The 19,693-nt window shown below is 68.7% G+C and carries 21 protein-coding genes; 9 read left to right on the top strand and 12 right to left on the bottom strand.

Translation table 11 applies throughout. The annotated features are described in order from the left end of the window. Positions 1-7 precede the first annotated feature (7 nt). Both AC07PU_RS21500 and AC07PU_RS21495 read right to left on the bottom strand, forming a co-directional pair. Positions 8-226: a hypothetical protein gene (locus tag AC07PU_RS21500; protein ID WP_495320322.1), complete on the bottom strand. Its 219-nt coding sequence runs from the start codon at positions 224-226 to the stop codon at positions 8-10. Beyond that, complete coding sequence (locus tag AC07PU_RS21495; protein WP_495320320.1) at positions 219-971, bottom strand: Crp/Fnr family transcriptional regulator; 753 nt, start codon at positions 969-971, stop codon at positions 219-221. The genes AC07PU_RS21500 and AC07PU_RS21495 overlap by 8 nt, the downstream gene beginning before the upstream one ends. A gap of 190 nt (positions 972-1,161) precedes the next feature. On the opposite strand from AC07PU_RS21495, the gene AC07PU_RS21490 reads away from it, so the two are divergent. Beyond that, positions 1,162-3,585, top strand: coding sequence for a catalase (locus tag AC07PU_RS21490; protein WP_495320318.1), 2,424 nt, complete (start codon positions 1,162-1,164; stop codon positions 3,583-3,585). A gap of 114 nt (positions 3,586-3,699) precedes the next feature. On the opposite strand, the gene AC07PU_RS21485 is transcribed toward AC07PU_RS21490, so the two are convergent. The 4 genes from AC07PU_RS21485 to AC07PU_RS21470 all read right to left on the bottom strand — a co-directional run bounded on the left by AC07PU_RS21485 (position 3,700) and on the right by AC07PU_RS21470 (position 6,314). Beyond that, complete coding sequence (locus AC07PU_RS21485; RefSeq protein WP_398501418.1) at positions 3,700-3,858, bottom strand: hypothetical protein; 159 nt, start codon at positions 3,856-3,858, stop codon at positions 3,700-3,702. A 220-nt stretch (positions 3,859-4,078) separates the two neighbouring features. Continuing rightward, entirely contained in the window at positions 4,079-4,675 is a 597-nt protein-coding gene (locus tag AC07PU_RS21480) for an ABC transporter ATP-binding protein (protein ID WP_495320316.1), read from the bottom strand. A gap of 95 nt (positions 4,676-4,770) precedes the next feature. Continuing rightward, positions 4,771-5,571, bottom strand: a complete 801-nt coding sequence (locus tag AC07PU_RS21475) for a transporter substrate-binding domain-containing protein (RefSeq protein WP_093352892.1) — start codon at positions 5,569-5,571, stop codon at positions 4,771-4,773. A gap of 56 nt (positions 5,572-5,627) precedes the next feature. Continuing rightward, the gene (locus AC07PU_RS21470) at positions 5,628-6,314 is read right to left on the bottom strand and encodes an RraA family protein (protein ID WP_495320313.1); all 687 of its coding nucleotides are present in this window, start codon (positions 6,312-6,314) and stop codon (positions 5,628-5,630) included. Between the two features lie 89 nt (positions 6,315-6,403). On the opposite strand from AC07PU_RS21470, the gene AC07PU_RS21465 reads away from it, so the two are divergent. Then, on the top strand, positions 6,404-7,129 hold the full coding sequence (locus tag AC07PU_RS21465) for a FadR/GntR family transcriptional regulator (protein WP_203207964.1): 726 nt from the start codon (positions 6,404-6,406) through the stop codon (positions 7,127-7,129). On the opposite strand, the gene AC07PU_RS21460 is transcribed toward AC07PU_RS21465, so the two are convergent. Beyond that, entirely contained in the window at positions 7,120-7,962 is an 843-nt protein-coding gene (locus AC07PU_RS21460; protein ID WP_495320311.1) for an oxidoreductase, read from the bottom strand. The genes AC07PU_RS21465 and AC07PU_RS21460 overlap by 10 nt on opposite strands. A gap of 136 nt (positions 7,963-8,098) precedes the next feature. On the opposite strand from AC07PU_RS21460, the gene AC07PU_RS21455 reads away from it, so the two are divergent. The 5 genes from AC07PU_RS21455 to AC07PU_RS21435 are packed head-to-tail and all read left to right on the top strand — an operon-like array spanning position 8,099 to position 13,173. After that, entirely contained in the window at positions 8,099-9,064 is a 966-nt protein-coding gene (locus AC07PU_RS21455; protein ID WP_495320309.1) for an AraC family transcriptional regulator, read from the top strand. 5 nt (positions 9,065-9,069) lie between these two features. After that, positions 9,070-9,981: a transcriptional regulator GcvA gene (gene gcvA / locus AC07PU_RS21450; protein WP_490875266.1), complete on the top strand. Its 912-nt coding sequence runs from the start codon at positions 9,070-9,072 to the stop codon at positions 9,979-9,981. A 25-nt stretch (positions 9,982-10,006) separates the two neighbouring features. Then, positions 10,007-11,350, top strand: coding sequence for a CaiB/BaiF CoA transferase family protein (locus AC07PU_RS21445; protein ID WP_495320307.1), 1,344 nt, complete (start codon positions 10,007-10,009; stop codon positions 11,348-11,350). Continuing rightward, positions 11,347-12,147, top strand: coding sequence for an enoyl-CoA hydratase-related protein (locus AC07PU_RS21440; RefSeq protein ID WP_495320305.1), 801 nt, complete (start codon positions 11,347-11,349; stop codon positions 12,145-12,147). The genes AC07PU_RS21445 and AC07PU_RS21440 overlap by 4 nt, the downstream gene beginning before the upstream one ends. A 33-nt stretch (positions 12,148-12,180) precedes the next feature. Beyond that, positions 12,181-13,173, top strand: coding sequence for a Bug family tripartite tricarboxylate transporter substrate binding protein (locus AC07PU_RS21435; protein WP_495320303.1), 993 nt, complete (start codon positions 12,181-12,183; stop codon positions 13,171-13,173). Positions 13,174-13,186: 13 nt separating this feature from the next. Here AC07PU_RS21435 and AC07PU_RS21430 read toward each other — a convergent pair whose 3' ends face one another. Further along, positions 13,187-13,525, bottom strand: coding sequence for a hypothetical protein (locus AC07PU_RS21430; RefSeq protein ID WP_495320301.1), 339 nt, complete (start codon positions 13,523-13,525; stop codon positions 13,187-13,189). A 176-nt stretch (positions 13,526-13,701) separates the two neighbouring features. On the opposite strand from AC07PU_RS21430, the gene AC07PU_RS21425 reads away from it, so the two are divergent. Continuing rightward, positions 13,702-14,781: a YihY/virulence factor BrkB family protein gene (locus AC07PU_RS21425; RefSeq protein WP_495320299.1), complete on the top strand. Its 1,080-nt coding sequence runs from the start codon at positions 13,702-13,704 to the stop codon at positions 14,779-14,781. Here the strand turns inward: AC07PU_RS21425 and AC07PU_RS21420 are convergent. The 3 genes from AC07PU_RS21420 to map all read right to left on the bottom strand — a co-directional run bounded on the left by AC07PU_RS21420 (position 14,753) and on the right by map (position 17,715). Beyond that, a complete protein-coding gene (locus AC07PU_RS21420) occupies positions 14,753-16,498 on the bottom strand; it encodes a RecQ family ATP-dependent DNA helicase (RefSeq protein ID WP_495320297.1) in 1,746 nt (581 codons plus the stop codon). The genes AC07PU_RS21425 and AC07PU_RS21420 overlap by 29 nt on opposite strands. Further along, positions 16,498-16,800 carry a hypothetical protein gene (locus tag AC07PU_RS21415; protein WP_208508180.1) on the bottom strand — a complete coding sequence of 101 codons (303 nt, stop codon included), beginning with the start codon at positions 16,798-16,800 and terminating at the stop codon, positions 16,498-16,500. Before AC07PU_RS21415 ends, AC07PU_RS21420 begins: the two co-directional genes overlap by 1 nt. A gap of 123 nt (positions 16,801-16,923) precedes the next feature. After that, complete coding sequence (gene map, locus AC07PU_RS21410) at positions 16,924-17,715, bottom strand: type I methionyl aminopeptidase (protein ID WP_495320295.1); 792 nt, start codon at positions 17,713-17,715, stop codon at positions 16,924-16,926. A 126-nt stretch (positions 17,716-17,841) separates the two neighbouring features. On the opposite strand from map, the gene AC07PU_RS21405 reads away from it, so the two are divergent. Next, a complete protein-coding gene (locus AC07PU_RS21405) occupies positions 17,842-19,074 on the top strand; it encodes a DUF1444 domain-containing protein (protein WP_495320293.1) in 1,233 nt (410 codons plus the stop codon). Between the two features lie 33 nt (positions 19,075-19,107). Here AC07PU_RS21405 and AC07PU_RS21400 read toward each other — a convergent pair whose 3' ends face one another. Further along, a complete protein-coding gene (locus tag AC07PU_RS21400) occupies positions 19,108-19,608 on the bottom strand; it encodes an Lrp/AsnC family transcriptional regulator (RefSeq protein WP_495320291.1) in 501 nt (166 codons plus the stop codon). Between the last annotated feature and the right edge of the window lie 85 nt (positions 19,609-19,693).

Genomic DNA, 19,693 nt, shown 5'->3' with positions numbered 1-19,693 from the left:
TGCCTTTCTACGCACGCGGCTGGCCTTCGGCGCCAGGCCCCGCGGCGGTCAACTGCTCGCGCGCCTGCAGCGCGGCCGCGTGGAGACGTTCCGCCGTCAAGGCGGCAGCATCCGCCGTCATCGTCACGGCCACCCCATCGGGGCCATCCAGGATCACCACGCCGTCCTCGGCAGTGGCGTGGCCGGCGTCTTCGCGCGGTCCGGGAATCGTGCGGCGATCAGTCATGGGGATTCCCGGTGTGGTCGACCGCGCGTGCCGCAGTCTGGGGGTTGAGGTACAGATAGTGAGGATCGAATCGCGCTTTGTCGACCAGGCCCTTCAGATCGAGAATCTGCACGTTCGCGCCGCGGACATTGCACAGGCCGGATTCGCGCAACTCGCGCAACACGCGGTTCACGTGAACATTCGTGAGGCTGCAGACCTCGCCGATATCGGCCTGTGTCATGGGCAACGTGAAGGCGTGGCCCTCGGACGCGCCGATCGCCAGCAAGCGGGCATGGGTCTCGCAAAGGAAGTGCGACACGCGCTGCACCGCGTTGAGACTTGCCAGCCTGTAGATCCACTGCCGGTGCATCGCCGCGTCCAGCAGCGTGAGAAACCACAGCCGCCGCGCGAGACCGGGCTCCGAAGCCTGAATCTCAGCGAGCGAAGCGTGGCGAAAGACCGCGACGGTGATGTCCGTCAACGCGGCGACATCGTGGTCGAGCTTCTTCAGGGCGTAGGCATGCAGGTCGACGAAGTCGCCGGGCACATGCAGCGCCACGGGGTGGCGACGGCCATCCGGTGCATCGACGTGGCGCGTCATAAGTCCCTTCACCAGCAGCGTGCTGATCTCGACCGGCACCCCCTGGCGAACGACCAGGCTGCCGGCCGTGTAGGTCTGCGTATGGGAGATCGCGCCTTCCAGGAGGTCGCGTTCGGCGTTGGAGATTTCTGCGGCACGGTTGCGAAGTACGTTCTCGGTCAGCATGGGGAAGTCCTCACATCGGATGGTGCACCGCATCGCGGCACGTCGCATTAACCTGCATCAAGTTTGAGGCCGCAAAAACGCGGCGCGGCAAATTCGGGTCAAAGAGGTTTTTGTCCTACGCACGGGGTCGACGCCGGTGCTCAGAGTCGCGCTCCTTCCACGATCCATCTCCACGCGAGGCCCCACCCCCATGTCCAAGAAAAAAGCCACCCCTTCCGTTGCCAACCTCGACGCGGCGCGCGCGGCGGCACGCAACACGGACAGCGGTCCTGCTGCACCGGCGCCCGCGGCCGCGGGGAAGGGCGACCTTCCCGCGCAGAAGATGATCGATGCACAGGCGCTCGCCGCCGCCATGCCCGCCAATCCGAACAAGGCGCTCGAGCATGGCTTGGTGAACGCACAGTCCGCGCCTGTCGGCGCGACCGCCACACCGGCATCGCGATTGCCCACAGGCAGCACGCTGTCGGAGGCCAATGCCTCGGCCAAGACAGGCAGTGCGGCGCCCGAGGGCATGAACGCAACCATCGATTCGCTGGACCGCGTGCGGGTGGACTCTTCGGGCCAGGCGCTCACCACCAACCAGGGCGTGCCGATCGCCGACAACCAGAACTCCCTGAAGGCCGGCGCGCGCGGGCCGGCGCTGCTCGAGGACTTCATCCTGCGCGAGAAGCTCACGCACTTCGACCACGAGCGCATCCCCGAGCGCATCGTGCATGCGCGTGGCTCGGGCGCGCACGGCTTTTTCGAAGCCTACGAGCCGCTGACGAAGTACACCAAGGCCGCGCCTTTCAAGGAGGCCGGAAAGATCACGCCGGTGTTCGTGCGCTTCTCGACCGTGGCGGGCGAACGCGGCTCCAAGGACACGGCACGCGACGTGCGCGGCTTCGCCGTCAAGTTCTACACCGACGAAGGCAACTGGGACCTGGTCGGCAACAACATGCCGGTGTTCTTCATCCAGGACGCGATCAAGTTCCCCGACCTCGTCCATGCCGTGAAGCCCGAGCCGCATCACCAGATGCCGCAGGCCGCGAGCGCGCACGACACCTTCTGGGACTTCGTCTCGCTGATGCCCGAGTCGACGCACATGCTGATGTGGCAGATGTCGGACCGCGCGATCCCGCGCAGCTACCGGATGATGCAGGGCTTCGGGGTCCATACCTTCCGCCTCGTCAACGACGCGGGCGAGTCCTTCCTCGTCAAGTTCCACTGGCAGCCCAAGCTCGGCACCCACTCTCTGGTGTGGGAGGAGGCCGTGAAGATCTCGGGCGCCGACCCGGACTTCCATCGCCGCGACCTGTGGGAGGCGATCGAGGCCGGCGAGTATCCGGAGTGGGAACTGGGCTTGCAGATCTTCACCGAGGAACAGGCCGAGCAGTTCAGCTTCGACATCCTTGACGCGACCAAGCTGATCCCCGAGGAGTTGGTGCCGGTGCAGATCGTCGGGCGCATGGTGCTCAACCGGAACCCCGACAACTTCTTCGCCGAGACGGAGCAGGTGGCCTTCTGCACCGCGCACATCGTGCCCGGCCTGGACTTCACCAACGACCCGCTGCTCGCGGGCCGGATCCACTCCTACGTGGACACGCAGATCAGCCGCCTGGGCGGGCCGAACTTCCACGAGCTGCCGATCAACGCACCGATCGCTCAGGTCCACAACAACCAGCGCGACGGCATGCACCGCCAGGCCATCCACCGCGGCCGTGTCGCCTACGAGCCGAACTCGCTGGCGGGCGGCTGCCCGTTCCAGGCCGGCGCCGCGCAGGGCTTCACCAGCGTCGCCAAGCGCCTCGATGCGAAGGAGAGCGCGGACAAGGTGCGCATCAAGCCCGAGAAGTTCGCCGACCACTACACCCAAGCACGGTTGTTCTTCGAGAGCCAGTCGGACGTCGAGAAAGCCCACATCGGCAACGCGTTCCGCTTCGAGTTGTCGAAGGTGACGGTGCCCGCGATCCGCGAGCGCGTGGTCGCCAGTCTCGCGAATGCATCGCCCGAACTGGCGGCGCGGCTCGCTCAGGACCTGGGCATGGCACTGCCCACGCCACTGCCCAGGGCGCTCGAGAACCCGGCTCGGCCCGAGGTCGAGGTGTCGCCGCCGCTGTCCCTGCTGGCCCGGCCGGGCGATGGCGGCATCCGCACGCGCAAGGTGGCGATCCTGATCGCGCATGGCGTGGAAGGAACGTCGCTCGCGAAGCTGATCAGCGCACTGGTCGAGGCTGGTGCCGTGCCGCGCCTCGTTGCCGCAAGGCTCGGAACCTACAGCGGCGCCGCGGGCGAGCGCTTCGAGGCGGACGCCACGATGGAGAACTCGCCGGGCTTCCTGTTCGATGCGCTCGTCCTGCCCGATGGCGCCGCGGCGGTGGAAGCCCTGGACGCCGATGCCCACACGCTCGAGTTCCTGCGCGCGCAGTACTGGCACTGCAAGACGATCCTGGCCTTCGGCGCCTCGGAAGCCCTGCTGGCCGAGGCTCAGATCCCGCTGGCGCTGCCCGACGGTTCGGCGGATGCGGGGCTGGTCCTCGCGGACGCCGCCGACGCGGATGCGGCGATCGCGGCCTTCATCGCCGCCATGCCGCTGCGCCATTTCGAACGCGAGAACGATCCGCCGAAGAACTGATGCGTGCTCGTCGCGCCGAGATGGCGCGCGAGTCCCTGGTGACCTCTGCCGAGGCCTCCCGCGGCGGGACCATGATCGGATTCGACATTCCCGCGCGGCAAGAGCGCGTGCCGTTCACACCGGCACGCGTGCTTCGTCCTTGTTTCTCACGCAGTACTCGAGCGCCGCCTCGAGCATGGGCCAGTTGGCGAACACGTAGACCCGTTCCACCCGGTCCCAGCGCCCGCCGAATTCCTTGAGCGTCAACGCGAGCCCGGAGAGGCTGCCCAACACGGCGGGTTTGGATTGTCCATAGGGCTCGCAGTGTTCGGCCACTGTGCAGCCAAGCCGCGCCGCGAGGCCCTGTACGCGGTCCGTACCGCTCGGTGGAGAAAGAAGCATGTGCGGATTTTCGCAAAAGCCCGGGGCACGATGTTCTTTGCCGTATCCCCCAAAGGTGGGGTTGCCAATCGCGTGATCGGTGTTCGATCGGCACCGACCACCGAGCGTTGCCTCACGATGAGGGCAGCTCGATCCAACCCGACAGCGGTACCGCATCGATTCGCTCGGCGCTTGCGATCACGATCGCGCGGTCGTCCCGGCCAGCGCTCTCGGAGAGGGTACGCCACAGGAAGCGAATCGAATTGGCATCGAGCGCCGCGGTGGGTTCGTCGAGCAAGGTGAGTGCGCGTCCCGACGCGAGGGCAGCCGCCAGCCAGACCTTTCGCTTCGACCCGGTGGAGAGCATGTACATCGGCTTCTCGAGGTGCGGCGTCAGGGAGAAGCCCTCCACGAGAGCGCGCCACTTCGCTTCATCGAAGCCTGGATCGCCGGCACTCAACGACGCGGTGCACTGCGTCGCCGAGATGTCATTGAAGGCGTCGGTCTCCGGGTCGACGAAGAACACGTTCCGGCCATAGGTGTCGGGGTCGTGGTCCAGGCGCGCTCCCGCGAGGTCCAGCTGGCCTTCGCCGCGAAGCTTCCCCGCAAGCAGCCGGAGGACCGTCGACTTGCCGCTCCCGTCGCCACCGTAGAGCTGGGTCAGCCCGGCGCCGATGCTGGCGCTCCAGGCGGACAGGAGCGCAGGCCGACGGGGGTAGGCGAAGCTCAAGTTCTTGATGACGAGGATGGGCGCGGTCGACGCTGGGTTCATGCCTCGACCCTACCGCAAAACCGGCGCGCGCCGCGCCCGTCGGGTCGACGATCTCAGGACGCCGCAATCACCGGAAAGTCCGTCCCCAGCCACTTCTGATAGAGCTTGTTGAGCTCGCCATTCGCGCGGTTGCGCGCGACGAACTCGTCGAGCGTCTTCTTCAGCTCGGCCTGGCCGGGCCGCATGGCGATGGCCATGACCTGCTCGCGCACGGTGAACTTCTTCTCGTAGGTGTCGGGCGGCACGCGCTTGGCGATCTGCGCGGCGACGGTGGTGGAACAGCCGATCGCATCGACCTGGCCGGAGATCAGCGCCTGCATGCCCGAGGCATCGTCGTCGAAGCGGCGGATCTCGGTGCCCTCGGGCGCCATGGCGGTCAGCGCCACGTCCTGCACGCTCGCGCGCGCCACGCCGATGCGCCGCCCCTTGAGGTCGGCCGCGCTCTTGATGTCGACCTTCTTCGCGCCATACAGGATCACGGTGGCGGTCGCATAAGGCGCCGAGAAGTCGACCTGCTTGGCGCGCTCGGGCGTGATCGCTAGCGAGGCGACGAGCAGGTCGACCTTGTTCGTCAACAGGAACGGGATGCGGTTGGGGCCGGTGACGGGCACGAGGTTGAGCTTGACGCCGAGGTCCTTGGCCAGCAGCCGCGCGACATCGGCGTCGTAGCCGTCGGGCTGGTTCTGCGCATTGGTGGTGCCGTAGGGCGGAAAGTCCACGAGCAGCCCGATCGTGAGCTGGCCCTTCTTCTGGATTTCCGCGGCGCTTTGCGCCACGGCGGCGCCGGACAGGCCGGCCATGGCGGCACCGGCCGCGACCGCCAGCAGCTGCCGGCGCGACATCGAATCGAACATGTGAGTCTCCTTGTGAATGGGTCGGCAGGGCACGATGAGAGGACGAGGCGGTCTCGTCACATCACGCCGAAGGTCTCGAAGGCCTCGACCGTGCTCATCCCGTTGCGGATGGCGGTGCGCACCGCGTTCTCGGTGCTGGCCTTCTCGAGCGCGCGGCGGAAGGCCTCGACCTCGGCCTCCTTCGGCACGATCAGCACGCCGTCCTGGTCGCCGAAGACGATGTCGCCCGGACGCACGCGCACGCCCTGGATCTCCACCGGCACGCGGTAGTCGACGACCTTGCCGCGCGGGCCCTGGTCCTGCGAATAGCCGCCGAGCGAGAAGACCGGCAGGCCCAGCTCCAGCACCTCGTTGGTGTCGCGCGAATAGCCGTCGAGCACCGCGCCCGCCGCCTTCAGATGCTGGGCGCGCGTCGTCATGAGCCCGCCCCAGAGCGCGAACTGCGGCGCGCAGCCGGTCGCGACATAGACCTCGTAGGGCTTCAGGTCGTCGAGCGCCTGGAACAGCAGCCCGAAGGGCTGGCGGCTCAGCGGCGTCTTGCCCTCGGGCTCGGTACGCGCGAAGCAGTTGGTCTCGAGCACCGGCATCGCGCGGCCCGCGATCACCATCGAGCGCTCCACCGGCCGGATGGCCGGCGGCAGGAACTGCCGCAGCAGCCCCATGGTGTCGAGGATGTCGCCCACGACGGCGGGGAACAGCTTGGTCTTCATGAGCTGGAACAGCTCGTCATCGTCTTTCCACATGCTTGTCTCGTTCAGTCAGTCGATCAATGGCCTGATTGAACGGGGCGCGGGTCGGGCTCGCAAGCTCTCACCCTATATGATAGGTAGCGATGACCGCCCACCCCTTCGTCCTGGACAAGCTCGAGCGCGTGCCGCTCTCGGAGCAGGCCGTGCAGAGCCTGCTGGGCTACATCGAGCGCTCGCGGCTGGCACCCGGTGCCGCGCTGCCCGGCGAAGGCCGGCTGGCCGAGATCCTCGGCGTGAGCCGGCCCGTGGTGCGCGAGGCGCTGCGCACGCTCAAGGGCATGGGGGTGGTCGACATCGCCAACGGCAAGAGCCCGATCATCCGGCGCGACCTCGACGCCACCGCGATGTCGATCTACTTCGCGCGCGCGCTGCAGGTGCTCGACAACTCCACCGAGGACCTGATGGCCGTGCGCGCGGCGCTGGAAGGCCAGTCGGCGGCGCTCGCGGCCGCGCGCCGGCAGCCGGCCCAGATCGAGCGCATGACGGCGCTGGTGACCCGCATGCAGGGCTGCCTGCGCGACCCGGCCACCTATGCGGCGCTCGACACCGAACTGCACGTCGAGATCGCGCGCGCCAGCGGCAATCCCCTGCTGTGGCAGATGATCGGCTCGATCCGCGCGTCGCTGGAATCGCTGTCGCGCCAGGGCATGGAGCGGCGCAAGACGCGCAAGAGCCTGCAGCAGGTGCAGGATGGCCACGCCGAGCTGGTGGCCCGCATCTGCGAAGGCGACGTGGCCGGCGCCGCGGCCGCCATGCAGGCCCACATGGCGGCGGCGCTGCACGCGCTGCTGCGCGAACCTCAGGCGTGATCGGTCGAGCGCGTCACCGCTTCCCAGGCATCGATCTCCCCGGACGTCGCCGCGAGACCGGCGCGCACGAGCCCCAGCGCATCGGTGCCCAGCAGCAGATGCGCCGGCGGATTCGGCGCATCGACCAGCGCGAGCAGCGCCTGCGCCGCCTTCACGGGATCGCCGATCTGGGCCCCGCTCTTGGCCTGCCTGGCCTCGCGGATGGGATCGAAGAGCGCGTCGTAGTCCGCGATGCTGCGCTCCGAACGCACCATCGAGCGCCCGGCCCAGTCGGTACGGAACGAGCCTGGCGCGACGGCGGTGACATGGATGCCGAAGCCCGCGACCTCCTTGCCGAGCACTTCGGAGATGCCCTCGAGCGCGAACTTGCTGCCGCAGTAGTAGGCGATGCCGGGCATGGTGATGTAGCCGGCCATCGAGGTGATGTTGATGATGTGGCCGCGGCGGCGCGTGCGCATCGAGGGCAGCACGGCCTTGATCATCGCGACCGCGCCGAAGACGTTCACGTCGAACTGGCGCTGCATCTCCGCCAGGCTGGACTCCTCGAGCGTGCCCTCGTGCCCATAGCCCGCGTTGTTGACCAGCACGTCGATGGGCCCGTGCTCGGCAAGCAGCTGGGGAACGGAACGCTCGATCGCCTCGAAGTCGGTGACGTCGAGCACCACGGCATGCGCTCGCCCGGGCACGCCGCGCTCGAAGGCTTCCTTGTTGCTTTCGCTCCTCACGGTGCCGAGCACCGTGTGCCCCTGCGCGAGGGCGGCTGCCGCGAAGGCTTTTCCGAATCCCGAGTTGACGCCCGTGATGAGGAAGGTTTTGAGTGTGGTCTGTGTCATGGTCGGCTCCTTGAAGATCAGGCACCGATCGTAGAAATCGCAGCACGGTCGCGATATGCCGAGTCGCACACATGGCTTGCCTAAAACTACGAAGCCGTGGACCCGGCGGCCCGGCTGTGGCAGATTCGCGGCTCCCATGAACGACGCTCGTCCACGCAACGCACCGCCGAAGGTCTCCCATGTGCAGCGGCAGATGGTCGATCTGGTGCAGCCCCTGGCGCCGATCGAAGGCTACAACCTGACCGTGCTGCCCGATGTCCGGATCCTCCGGTCCGACCGGCCGCTGGCCCGCGCGCCGGTGCTCTACGAGCCCGGCATCGTCATCGTGCTGCAGGGCCGCAAGCGCGGCTTCCTCGGCGACGAGGTCTACCTCTACGACGCGCAGCACTACCTGGCCGTGTCGGTGCCGGTTCCCTTCTCGATGGATACGGACGCCTCGGCGCAGGAGCCGCTGCTGGCGATCTACTTCCGCCTCGACTTCCAGGTCGCGGCGGAGCTGATGATGAAGCTCGACGAACACGGGTTGGCCGAAGGCGCGGCGCCCAAGGGCCTGATGTCGACCCCGATGGACGAACGCCTGGCCCGCGCCGTGCTGCGCTTTCTCGAGGCAATGAACTCGCCGCTCGAGGCGCCCATCCTCGGCCCCGACCTGGTTCGCGAGATCTACTTCCGCGTTCTCACCGGCGAGCAGGGCAGCGCCATCCGGGCCTCGCTCACGCGCCAGGGCCACTTCGGCAAGATCGCGAAGGCCATCCGCACCATCCATGCGCGCTTCGACCAGAAGCTCGACATCGACGGTCTCGCCGACGAGGCCGGCATGAGCCCCACCTCGTTCCACGCGCACTTCAAGGCCGTCACGTCGACCTCGCCGATCCAGTACCTGAAGACCACGCGCCTGCACCAGGCCCGGCTGATCATGGCCCGCCACCAGGTCACGGCCGCGCATGCCAGCGCGCAGGTGGGCTACGAAAGCCCCTCGCAGTTCAGCCGCGAGTTCAAGCGCATGTTCGGCCGCGGCCCGGCCGAGGAGGCCGCGCGCATGCGCGAGGCGTTCGCGCGGCCCGATCCCTCGCCGCATGCGCTGTACGTGGCCGCGCACTGAAGACCATGACGCCGCTTCCACCGCTCAACCCGCTGAAGATGTTCGAGGCCGCGGGGCGCCTCCTGAGCATCTCGAAGGCGGCCGAGGAACTGTTCGTGACACCGGCGGCCGTCAGCCGGCAGATCCGCGTGCTCGAGGAGTTCCTGAACTTCCAGCTGTTCCGGCGCGAGCATGGCGGCCTGTCTCTCACGCCCGCGGGCGCGAAATACCTGTCGGAGATCACGCCCCTCTTCATGGCCTTGCGGGAGACCACCAACGCCGCGATGGGCGGCGGCTACCGGCGGCGCGTGCTGCGGATCCGCTCGCCGGCCACCTTCGCGGTGCGCTGGCTGATTCCGCGGCTCGCGGGCTTCCATCAGCTGCACCCGGGCATCGACGTCCAGCTGACCGCATCGGCGGCACCGCTGGACTTCAGCCGGGAGGACATCGACGCCGGCATCGAACTCGGCGACGGCCACTGGCCGCGGCTGATCGTGCAGAAGCTGGTGCCGAACGAACTCGTGCCGGTGATGGCGCCGCGCGCGGGCGCCGCCGTTCCGCGGGAGCCGCGCGCGCTGGCCTCCGAGACGCTGCTGCACTCGCTCGCGCGCATCGACGACTGGGCGCTGTGGCTGCGCGCGGCCGGCGCGCCTGGCGTCAACGCCTACCAGGGCATGAAGTACGAGACCTCGCTGCTGTCCTACCAGGCGGCGGTCGAGGGGCATGGCGTGGCCATGGCGCAGAAGGCGCTGGTCGAGAAGGACCTCGCCGAGGGAAGGCTGGTGATGCCGTTCGGGCTCGCGCTCGATCGCGGCGACCACACCTACTACTTCGCCTCGCCCCGCGAGCGCGACGAGTCGGTCGAGCTGGCCGCATTCCGGCGCTGGCTGGCGGACGCGGTCGCCGCGTCGAGCACTGCGGTGCCCTCGGCGCTTTAACAAAAAGTCAAAGCCTCGGCAGCAAATGTCGTTTGCCCGCCGGGCAGCCGATTTCTATTCTCGAGCCTCGTTGAAACCACCCCCTGAGGGTGGGCGCCGGCATACCGCCGGCTTCGAGAACAAGAGGCAAGAACAGATGTTGGGAACCAGTTTGGCCGGGCTGCGCGTGCTCGACTTCTCGCACGTCGTCGCGGGTCCGTTGTGCGGCATGCTGCTCGGCGATCTCGGCGCCGAGGTCGTCAAGATCGAGTCGCCCGAAGGCGAGATGGGACGGCGCATCGGCCCGCCCTGGATCCACGGCGAGAGCGTGATCTCGCTCAGCGTGAACCGCAACAAGCAGGGCCTCGCGGTCGACCTCAAGACACCGCAGGGCCGCGACCTCGTGCGGCGCCTGATGGCCTCCGCGGACGTGGTCGTCGAGAGCTTCAGGCCCGGCGTGATGAAGCGATTCAGTCTCGACTTCGACAGCGTGCGCGACGCCAATCCCTCGCTGGTCTACTGCTCGATCTCGGCCTACGGGCAGCACGGTCCTTCGAGTGGCAAGGCCGGCGTCGACGGAATCATCCAGGCGGTCGCGGGCTTGATGAGCACCCTCGGCCCGGCGGGGTCGCCGCCCTCGAAAGTCCCGAGCCCCATCGCCGACATGGCGACCGGCTACTTGGCGACCATCGCGATCCTCGGTGCGCTCGTTCCGGTGCGGCAGGGACGCGAGGGCCAGCACATCGACGTCAGCCTCTACAACGCCACGCTGATGCTCCAGCAGGTGGGACTCGCGTCCTTCCTCGCCAGCGGCATCGAGCCCGGCAAAAGCGGAAGCGCCGCACCGTATGCGGCACCGAACGAAGCCTTTCCGACCGCCGATGGCTGGATCATGGTGGCGGCCTACCAGCCCGAGCGATGGAGCGCGCTTTGCCATGCCATCGGCCAGCCCGCGCTCGAGAAGGATCCGCTGTTCGCGGACAACGTGTCGCGGGTCGGGCATCGCGATGCGCTGTTCCAGCAACTGGCCGCGGCGTTCCAGCAGCGGCCCACCGAGGCCTGGCTCTCGACGCTCGAAGCGGTGGACATCCTCTGCGCGCCGATCGCCGGCTATGCGGAAGTCACGTCCTCGCTCCAGTACCGCAGCAGCGGCGTCGAAACCGTGATCGAGCATCCGATCGCCGGCGCGGTGCGCATGCCCGGATTCGCGATCGGAAACCCAGGCGGCGATGGCGTGCGCGCCACACCGCCACCGCTCGTGGGACAGCACTCCGCGGCGGTGCTCGCGGCCTACGGCATCCCCGACGAAGAGATCGACGCGCTGTTGCGCTGCGGCGCGATCGCCACCCCCGCCACCCCCATCACTCCCTCCCGAAGCATCGCCGCATGACCTCCTCCCCTTCCGACCTCGTCGCATCGCGCATCGACGGCCCCGTTCTCACGATCACCATGCAGTCCGCCGCCACCGGCAACGCGCTGAACCTCGCGATGACCTCGGCGCTCGCCGATGCGCTCGAGCGCGTCAATGCGCACGAGGAGGTCCGCTGCGTGGTGCTGTGCGCCAGCGGCAAGAACTTCTGCACCGGCGGCAACGTCAACGACATGCGCGACGGCACCGACCTGATGGCGGGCAGCACGACGCAGGTGCGCGAACGGCTGCTCCAGCGCCTGCATCGCATCACGCATGCGGTCCACCGCATCGAGGTGCCGGTCATCGCCGCGGTCAACGGCCTCGCGATCGGCGCGGGCTTCGACCTGTCGCTCATGTGCGATGTGCGCCTGTGCAGCGAAGAGGCGCGCTTCTCCGAGAGCTTCCTGCGCCTCGGGCTGGTGTCGGGCATCGGCGGCGCCTGGTTCCTGACGCGCCTCGTCGGCCTGTCGAAGGCCATGGAGCTCACGCTGACGAGCGAGTTCATCGACGCGCAGACCGCCCTGCGCCTGGGCGTCGTTTCCCAGGTGTTCGGCGCGGGCCAGCTCCAGGAGGAAGCACGCAGGCTCGCCGAGCGGATCGCAAGGAACCCGCCGCATGGCATGCGCATGGCCAAGCGACTCGTTCGCGACGCCAGCCAGTCGACGCTGGCCGGCGCACTCGAGCAGGCGGCCTCGATGCAGGCCATCCTGCTGTGCGGCGACGAGCACAAGAACGCGGTGCGCGGCTTCCTCGCGAACGAGCGCGGCGCCCGGTAGCCACCGAGAACGAGCAAGACAGGAGACAAGCAGATGAACAAGACCACCAGCCAGCTTTTCCGCCTCGTCCGTGCGGCCTGCGTCCTCGCGGCCGCGACGATGGCGATGCACGCCGTGTGGGCGCAAGCCGCCCCCTATCCGAGCAAGCCGATCGTCCTCGTCGTTCCATTCGGCGCGGGCAGCGCCACCGACCAGCTCGCGCGGGCGGTCGGCGCCACCGTCGCGGAGCGCCTCAAGCAGCCGGTCGTCGTCGAGAACAAGGGCGGCGCGAGCGGGCTCATCGCGAGCCAGGAGGTGGCCCGGGCCGCGGGCGACGGCTACACGGTGCTGATCACGACCAACACCACGCAGGTCGCGAACCCGCACCTGTTCAAGAAGCTTCCCTACGATCCCGTGAAGGACTTCAAGCCGGTGACGGGCCTGGGCCGCGGCGGCATGGTGCTCGTGGTACGTCCGGATTCGCGCCTGAAGAGCCTCGCCGACGTCATCGCCGCCGCGCGCGCGGCACCGGGCAAGCTCTCGTTCGGCGCTGGCAACTCGTCGAGCCGCATCGCCGGCGAGATGTTCAAGCAGATGAGCGGCACGGACCTGCTCTACGTGCCCTATCGCAGCAACCCCAGCGCCATGACCGACCTCATCGGCGGGCAGCTCGACATGATGATCGTTGACACCGTGACCGGCATTCCGCAGATCGAGGGCGGGCGCCTGCGCGCGATCGCCGTATCGTCGGCCAGGCGGGTGCCGGCGCTCGCCGGCGTGCCCACCTTCGACGAGTCGGGCATCAAGGGCTACGACCTCGGCTACTGGTTCGCCGCCTACGTACCGGCCACCACGCCCGCGCCCGTGGTGTCGAAACTGCGCGAGGCGTTGGCAGCGGCGGTCGGCGAGCCCAGGACCCAAAGCTTCCTGCGGGCCTCGGGCGCCTCCGCGTGGACGACGGAGCCCGAGGAGCTTGCGAGATTCCAGGCCACCGAGTCGCGCCGATGGAGCGAGGTCATCAAGGCCGCCGGCATCGAGCCGGAGTGACCCACGCGCCGGCTTACTGAGGGCTGGTCGTCCGGCCCTGTCCGGTGGTTTGCGTGTTGGGGTTCTCGCCCGCCTTCGAACCCATCGACGAGTTCGTGCCCGGGCGCGCCTTCTGGTTCGACGCCTTGCCCTGCGGGTTCAGGTTGCCACCCGACATCGAATTGCCCTGGCTGGTCGCGGAAGGCTGGGTGGTGGCCGAGGTGCCGCCATTCTTCGGTTGCGTCGCGACGCTGTCCGAGCTGTTCAGGCCCGGCCCGCCGCCGCCGCCGCCGCTGCCACCGGACTGGGCCAGGGCGGGCACGACGGCCAGCGCGAAACTGCTAGCGCAAAGGATTCGGGTGATTCGGTTCATGTAGAAGACTTTCGTGAAGTGGTGAAGAGAAGACTTCAATGAACCGCCATGCCGCACCGGCCCAGGTGGGGCATCCGCGCCCTCCCCTGTCAGCCAACACGCACGCCGCGCGACCCACGCCATGAGCCGCCGGTTTCCTACGGCCGGCGAGCGAGGGCGCGGGCACGGTGCCGGCCATGGCCTCCTCTTCGACCCGCACCGCCCGCTCGCCCGGTCTTCTCAGCCTGTGCAAGGACGCCGTGATGGCATGGATCGACGATTTCGCGCCGAGCATGGGCGCGGCGATCTCGTACTACACGATGTTCTCGCTGGCGCCGCTGCTGGTGATCGTGATCGCGGTGGCCGGCGCGCTGTTCGGCGCCGAAGCCGTGCAGGGCCAGATCGCGGCGCAGCTCTCGGGCCTGATCGGCGCGGAAGGCGCGCTGGCGGTGCAGGGGCTGATCCGCAGCGCCAGCGAACCCTCGCGCGGGCTGGTGGCCGGCGCGATCAGCATCGTCGTGCTGGTGGTCGGTGCCACCACGGTCTTCGCCGAACTGCAGAGCGCGCTCGACCGCATCTGGCATGTGCCCGAGCGCGTGAAGCCGCAGGGCGTGTGGGGCATCCTGCGCGCGCGCGTGCTGTCGTTCGGACTGATCCTCGGCCTCGCGTTCCTGCTCATGGTCTCGCTCGTGGTGAGCGCGGCGCTGGCCGCGCTGGGAAGCTGGAGCGCCGCGCTGCTGCCGGGATGGGAGGCGCTGCTGCAGGGCCTCAACGTCCTCGTCTCGCTCGCGATCCTCACCGTGCTGTTCGCGATGATCTTCAAGTTCATGCCGAGCGCGCCGATCGCCTGGCGCGACGTGTGGGTCGGCGCCGGCGTGACCGCGGTGCTGTTCGAGATCGGCAAGGTGCTGATCGGCCTGTACCTCGGCAAGAGCGGCGTCAACGAATCCTTCGCGGCCGCGGGCTCGCTGGTGGTGCTGCTGGCGTGGGTCTACTACGCGGCGCAGATCTTCCTGTTGGGCGCGGAGTTCACCAAGGTCTATGCCAATGCCCACGGGTCGGTCGCCGCGAGCAAGGCGCAGGCGGCCACGCAAGAAGCTGCGCGGCAGGCGGAAGTGGGCACGGACAGCCTGGGCCCGAGCGTGCGCGTGCCGGCCGCGGACGTCCGGCGCGCACCGCGCGGGCTGGCAGCGCCCCTGGCCATGTTCGCCGGCGGCGCGCTGTTCATGGCGGTTGCGATGCGGCGGATCAGGCCGGCACGGGTGCCGCGAAGCTAGCGGCGCCAGCCATCGCGAGTGCGGCGGGCTTCTTGCGCGACGCGCGCCGCCGGCTCACGTAGTCGGGATGGAAGCAGCGCCGGCTGCCATCCTCGAAAGCCACCGTGACCATCCCGTCGGTCGACGACACGACGACACCGGCGCCGAAGCGCTTGACCTTCACCGGATCGCTCTCGGCAAAGGGCACCCGCTCGCGCGTCGCGACCTTGGCGGTCTTCTCGCTCACCACGATGGGCTGCGCCATCGCGGCTTCGTGGGCCGCGATGCGCCGGCAGTTGTCGCAGGTGCCGCAGCGCTTGGCGGTGGCCGAGGGATCGAGGTCGTCGAGCAGCAGCTGCCAGCGGCACTGGCCCGACTGCGCATAGGCGAGCATGCGTTCGAGGGTCTCGCGGTCCTGCTCGCGCCGCGCCTTGTAGCCATCGAGCATCGCGCCGAAGTCGGCACGCTCGGCCATCGCCTGGCGCAGCGAGATGCGCCCGCGCCGGTCGATGGCCAGCAGCTTCTGCTGCCGCAGCAAGGCGATCGCCGCCTGCATGCGCGTGCGCGGACGCTCCAGCGCATCGAGCAGGTGCGCGGCGGTCCAGCCCTCGGGCGCGGGCGGCTCCGCGAGCAGTTGCCGGTACACGGCATCGAGGTCCTCGAGCTGCGGATAGCGGCCCGCGAGAAAGAACTGCTGCACCGACCGGTCCTTGGCATGGAACAGCAGCACGCAGCGCGCGCGCTCGCCATCGCGGCCCGCACGGCCGGCCTCCTGGTAGTAGGCATGCAGGCTCGACGGCATCTGGCAGTGCACGACGAAGCGGATGTCGGGCTTGTCGATGCCCATGCCGAAGGCATTGGTCGCGACCATCACGCGCACGCTGCCCGCCATGAACGCTTCCTGCGCCTCGGCGCGCTCGCGCGCGCCGAGCTTGCCGTGATAGAGCGCGACCGATTGATCGGCCGCCTTCAAGGCATCGAAGGCCTCCTGCGCGGCCTTCACCGTGGCGGCGTAGACGATGCCGCTGCCGGCCTCCTCGCGCACCAGTTCGACGATGCGGCGCTGGCGATCCGGCTCGTGCGTCATCTGCTCGACCGCGAACTGCAGGTTGGCGCGGTAGGCGCCGGTATCGATCAGGCCGGCGCGCGGAATGCCCAGGTTCTTCATGACGTCCGCCGCCACCTCCTCGCCCGCGGTGGCCGTGAGCGCTAGCACGGGCGGGCCGCCGAGCGCGCGGACGGCCGGGCCGATCTCGAGGAAGGCGGGCCGGAAGTCGTGGCCCCATTGGGAAATGCAATGCGCTTCGTCGACCGCGACCAGCGCCACGGGATGGGTCGACAAGCGCCGCACGAACGCGGGGTCCGACAGCCGCTCGGGCGTGACCAGCACGATGCGCGCGCTGCCGTCGTCGATCGCCTGTTCGGCCCGTTCCAGCTCTTCGGCGCCCAGTGCGCTGTTGACCTGCACGGCGGCGATGCCCAGCGCGCGCAGCTTGTCGCACTGGTCCTTCATCAATGCGATGAGCGGCGACACCACCAGCGTGCGGCCCTCGAGCAGCAGGGCCGGCAGCTGGTAGCACAGCGACTTGCCGGCGCCCGTGGGCATCACGGCCAGGGTCGAGCGGCCCGCCATCACGCGCTCGATGACCTCGGCCTGGCCCGCGCGCAGGCGGGCATGGCCGAACACATGGCGCAGCGTGTGCTTCAGGCGCGCGGCCGCATCGGGAACGCCTGGCATCAGGCGGTCTCTTCGTCGTCGTCCTCGCCGTCGTTCTCGTCGGCAAGTTCCTCGGGAGTCAGCGCTTCGGGATCGTCGACGGCGTCGGCGACTTCCGTCGCGGCGTCCGGAAAGACGCCCACGCGGTCGGGCAGGATGTCCGCGTTGGTCGCCGGCTCCTCGCCGCCGTCGATGACGGCGCGATCGTCGCCCGCGGCATCGCTGCCGCTGTCGCTGGAATCGCTGGGGCCGAGGGCGTCGGCGTCGGTGCCCTTGGGGGCGGTCGGGGCGTGCTCGCCGCCGAGGATGCTGCTGGTTGCCATGTGCGTCGTTTCCTTGAGAGACAGATGCACAGACTGGGAGCCATCGGACGCGGCGGAAGTAGGAGATTCGCGCATCCGGGCCGCCATCGATGTCTACGGATGCGGGTCGCCTCGACAGGCGCCTCAGACCGGTGGGTAGCTCCCGGTCCCATCGGGCCAGCGCGTGAGCACCTCATGGCCCTCTGGCGTCACGGCCACCATGTGTTCCCACTGCGCCGACAGCGACCGATCCTTGGTCACCACCGTCCACCCATCGGGCAAGTGCCGGATCTCGCGCCCGCCCGCGTTGAGCATCGGCTCGATCGTGAACACCATGCCGGGCACGAGCCGCAGGCCCTCGCCGCGGCGTCCGTAGTGCAGCACCTGCAGGTCCTCGTGGTAGACCTGCCCGATGCCGTGGCCGCAGAACTCGCGCACCACGCCGAAATGCTCGCGCTGCGCCACCGACTGGATCGCATGGCCGACGTCGCCCAGCGTGGCGCCGGGCCTGACGGCGAGGATGCCGGCGCGCATCGCCTCGTAGGTCGTTTCCACCAGCCGGCGCGCGAGCACGCTGGGCGCGCCGACGAAGTACATGCGGCTGGTGTCGCCGAACCATCCGTCCTTGATCACGGCCACGTCGATGTTGACGATGTCGCCCTTCTTCAGGATCTTGTCGGGCGAGGGAATGCCGTGGCACACCACCTGGTTGACCGAGGTGAGGATGGTCTTCGGATACCCCTGGTAGCCCACGTTGGCCGGGATGAGGCCCTGCACGTTCACGATGTAGTCGTGGCAGATGCGGTCGAGCGTTTCGGTGCTCACGCCCGGCACCACGTGCGGCTCGATCATGGCGAGCACTTCGGCCGCGAGCCGGCCGGCCTGGCGCGCCTTCTCGATCTCTTCGGGGGACTTGATGTGGATGCCGGATGCCATGGGTACTCAGTCGTCGCATATACGAAACATATATGAATCATACATGCTTCGTTGCATCGGCCATCGCCCGGACGGATGTGCCGGCGTGACACGGGCGCTGCCTATACTGGTTCGCAGGAGGGGAACATGCTGTCATTCATCCGCCGCCTTTTCGACCGGAAGCCCGGCACCGAACAGGTCGCCCGATTGCTCCTGCAGGAGCTGCAACGCCTTCTCCCCGAAGAGAAGCTGGTCCTCGATCCCAAGCAGTTCCTGATCCGCCGCGCCGACGGCGGCACGATCTACCTGCACAACCTCTACACCGACTACTGCCAGGCCCGGCCGGCGGAGCGCCGCGAGCAGATCGCGCGCTTCGCGCTGGGGGTCGCGGGCATCGGCAGCGACCGCCCCGCCGATTTCGACGAAGCGCGGCCGCGACTGCTGCCGATCCTGCGGCGCCTTGCCGGCGTGGACCTCGCGCGGATCTCGCATGGCGACTTCTCGAAGAAGCTCGAGGACACCATGGTGTGGACCCCCTTCTCGCCGACGCTCGGCGCGGCCGTCGCCATCGACAGCGACCATGCGATCGCGCAGGTGAGCCCCGATGACCTCAAGCGCTGGGGCATCGGCTTCGAGCAGGCCTTCGAGATCGCGGTCGACAACCTGCGCCACAAGGCCGCCCCGGCCTTCGGCCAGCTCGCGCCCGGGCTCTACGTGTCGAACTACGGCGACTACTACGACGCCGGCCGCATCTTCCTGCACGAGCTGGCCTGGCAGTTGCCGCTCGACGGCGACCCGGTGGCGATGGCGCCGAACCGCACCTGCCTGCTGGTCTGCGGTGCCGGCGATGCGGACGCGCTCGAGAACATGATCGCCACCGCGCGCCGGGTGCTGCGCGAACAGTCGCGCCCGCTGAGCGCCGAGATGTTCAGGCTGCGCGACAAGGCGTGGTCGCTGTGGACGCCGCCCGGGCAGGCCGGCGTGCAGCTCACGGCGCTGTTGCGCGAGGAAAAAGCGGTCGACTACAACGACCAGCAGGAGGTGCTGGAGAAGGCCCACGTGGCGGCCGGCGTCGACGTTTTCGTCGCCAAGCACAGCCTGCTGCAGCGCGACTCCGATGGCGCGGTGATCAGCTATGCCGTGCTGCCCAAGGGGGTCGACACCTGGCTGCCCGAAGCCGACCTGGTCTTTCTCTGCGAGGTCGCGGGCGAAACCCCGACCATCGTCGCGTGGCCGCATTTCGCCGAGCATGCGGGCCACCTGATCGAGCGGCTGCCGCTGGCCGTGCCGCGCTGGAAGGTGCTCGGCTATCCCGAGGGCGACTGCCTGCGGCGGCTGCAGGAGCTGGCGACGACGGTGGAGGCCGTGCGGCTCCAGTAGGCGCGCCGACGTCGGCGACGGACGCCATCGCGTTCAATCCGCCGCGTCCGGACTGGGCCCGCGTTCGACCAGCGTGCGCAGCGCCATCTGCGTGCGCGTTCCTTCCACGCCCTCGACCTCGTGGATGCGCGCCAGCAGCACTTCCAGCGCCTGCGCATCGCGCGTGCGCACCTTCAACAGGAGGCCGCTGTCGCCGGTGACGATGTGGATCTCCTCGATATCGGGGAGCGATTCCAGCGCCGCGATCTGGCGGGCACGCTTGACGGTGCTGGTGATCACCTGCACGAAGCACAGCAGCGGCCGCCCCAGCTTCGCGCCATCCAGGCGCGCCACCGTCGCGAGGATCACCCCGTCGCGTTTGAGCCGCTTCACCCGCTCGTGCACCGCGGGCGCCGACAGATGAAGCAATTGACCCAGCGCGGCATAGCTGAGCGTGCTGTCGTTCGCCAAAAGCCCTAACAGTCTTCGGTCGACAGCATCCAGGCGGGCGGGTGCCTTGCTCTCCGGTTGAAGCTGGTTCGTATTTTTGGCCATGGTCCTGAAAGCGCTAGGGCGGCTGAATGATGTTCGGGAGAATAAGTCAAACACAGAACATCATTCGGTAAAAAATGCCTGAGCC

The sequence above is a fragment of the Variovorax sp. GW821-FHT10D07 genome, from assembly GCF_059415325.1.
The sequence above is the reverse complement of the archived record's forward strand: the minus strand, read 5'-3'. Positions and strand labels throughout refer to the sequence as shown.

Excerpts from the sequence above, each read along its gene's own strand:
- AC07PU_RS21440 (WP_495320305.1), top strand. The coding sequence starts at position 11,347 with ATGACCTCCTCCCCTTCCGACCTCGTCGCATCGCGCATCGACGGCCCC.
- AC07PU_RS21415 (WP_208508180.1), bottom strand. The coding sequence starts at position 16,800 with ATGGCAACCAGCAGCATCCTCGGCGGCGAGCACGCCCCGACCGCCCCC.
- AC07PU_RS21405 (WP_495320293.1), top strand. The coding sequence starts at position 17,842 with ATGCTGTCATTCATCCGCCGCCTTTTCGACCGGAAGCCCGGCACCGAA.
- AC07PU_RS21465 (WP_203207964.1), top strand. The coding sequence starts at position 6,404 with ATGACCGCCCACCCCTTCGTCCTGGACAAGCTCGAGCGCGTGCCGCTC.
- AC07PU_RS21420 (WP_495320297.1), bottom strand. The coding sequence starts at position 16,498 with ATGCCAGGCGTTCCCGATGCGGCCGCGCGCCTGAAGCACACGCTGCGC.
- gcvA (WP_490875266.1), top strand. The coding sequence starts at position 9,070 with ATGACGCCGCTTCCACCGCTCAACCCGCTGAAGATGTTCGAGGCCGCG.
- map (WP_495320295.1), bottom strand. The coding sequence starts at position 17,715 with ATGGCATCCGGCATCCACATCAAGTCCCCCGAAGAGATCGAGAAGGCG.
- AC07PU_RS21435 (WP_495320303.1), top strand. The coding sequence starts at position 12,181 with ATGAACAAGACCACCAGCCAGCTTTTCCGCCTCGTCCGTGCGGCCTGC.
- AC07PU_RS21400 (WP_495320291.1), bottom strand. The coding sequence starts at position 19,608 with ATGGCCAAAAATACGAACCAGCTTCAACCGGAGAGCAAGGCACCCGCC.
- AC07PU_RS21460 (WP_495320311.1), bottom strand. The coding sequence starts at position 7,962 with ATGACACAGACCACACTCAAAACCTTCCTCATCACGGGCGTCAACTCG.
- AC07PU_RS21490 (WP_495320318.1), top strand. The coding sequence starts at position 1,162 with ATGTCCAAGAAAAAAGCCACCCCTTCCGTTGCCAACCTCGACGCGGCG.
- AC07PU_RS21445 (WP_495320307.1), top strand. The coding sequence starts at position 10,007 with ATGTCGTTTGCCCGCCGGGCAGCCGATTTCTATTCTCGAGCCTCGTTG.
- AC07PU_RS21475 (WP_093352892.1), bottom strand. The coding sequence starts at position 5,571 with ATGTTCGATTCGATGTCGCGCCGGCAGCTGCTGGCGGTCGCGGCCGGT.
- AC07PU_RS21425 (WP_495320299.1), top strand. The coding sequence starts at position 13,702 with ATGGCCTCCTCTTCGACCCGCACCGCCCGCTCGCCCGGTCTTCTCAGC.
- AC07PU_RS21495 (WP_495320320.1), bottom strand. The coding sequence starts at position 971 with ATGCTGACCGAGAACGTACTTCGCAACCGTGCCGCAGAAATCTCCAAC.
- AC07PU_RS21455 (WP_495320309.1), top strand. The coding sequence starts at position 8,099 with ATGAACGACGCTCGTCCACGCAACGCACCGCCGAAGGTCTCCCATGTG.
- AC07PU_RS21500 (WP_495320322.1), bottom strand. The coding sequence starts at position 226 with ATGACTGATCGCCGCACGATTCCCGGACCGCGCGAAGACGCCGGCCAC.
- AC07PU_RS21470 (WP_495320313.1), bottom strand. The coding sequence starts at position 6,314 with ATGTGGAAAGACGATGACGAGCTGTTCCAGCTCATGAAGACCAAGCTG.
- AC07PU_RS21430 (WP_495320301.1), bottom strand. The coding sequence starts at position 13,525 with ATGAACCGAATCACCCGAATCCTTTGCGCTAGCAGTTTCGCGCTGGCC.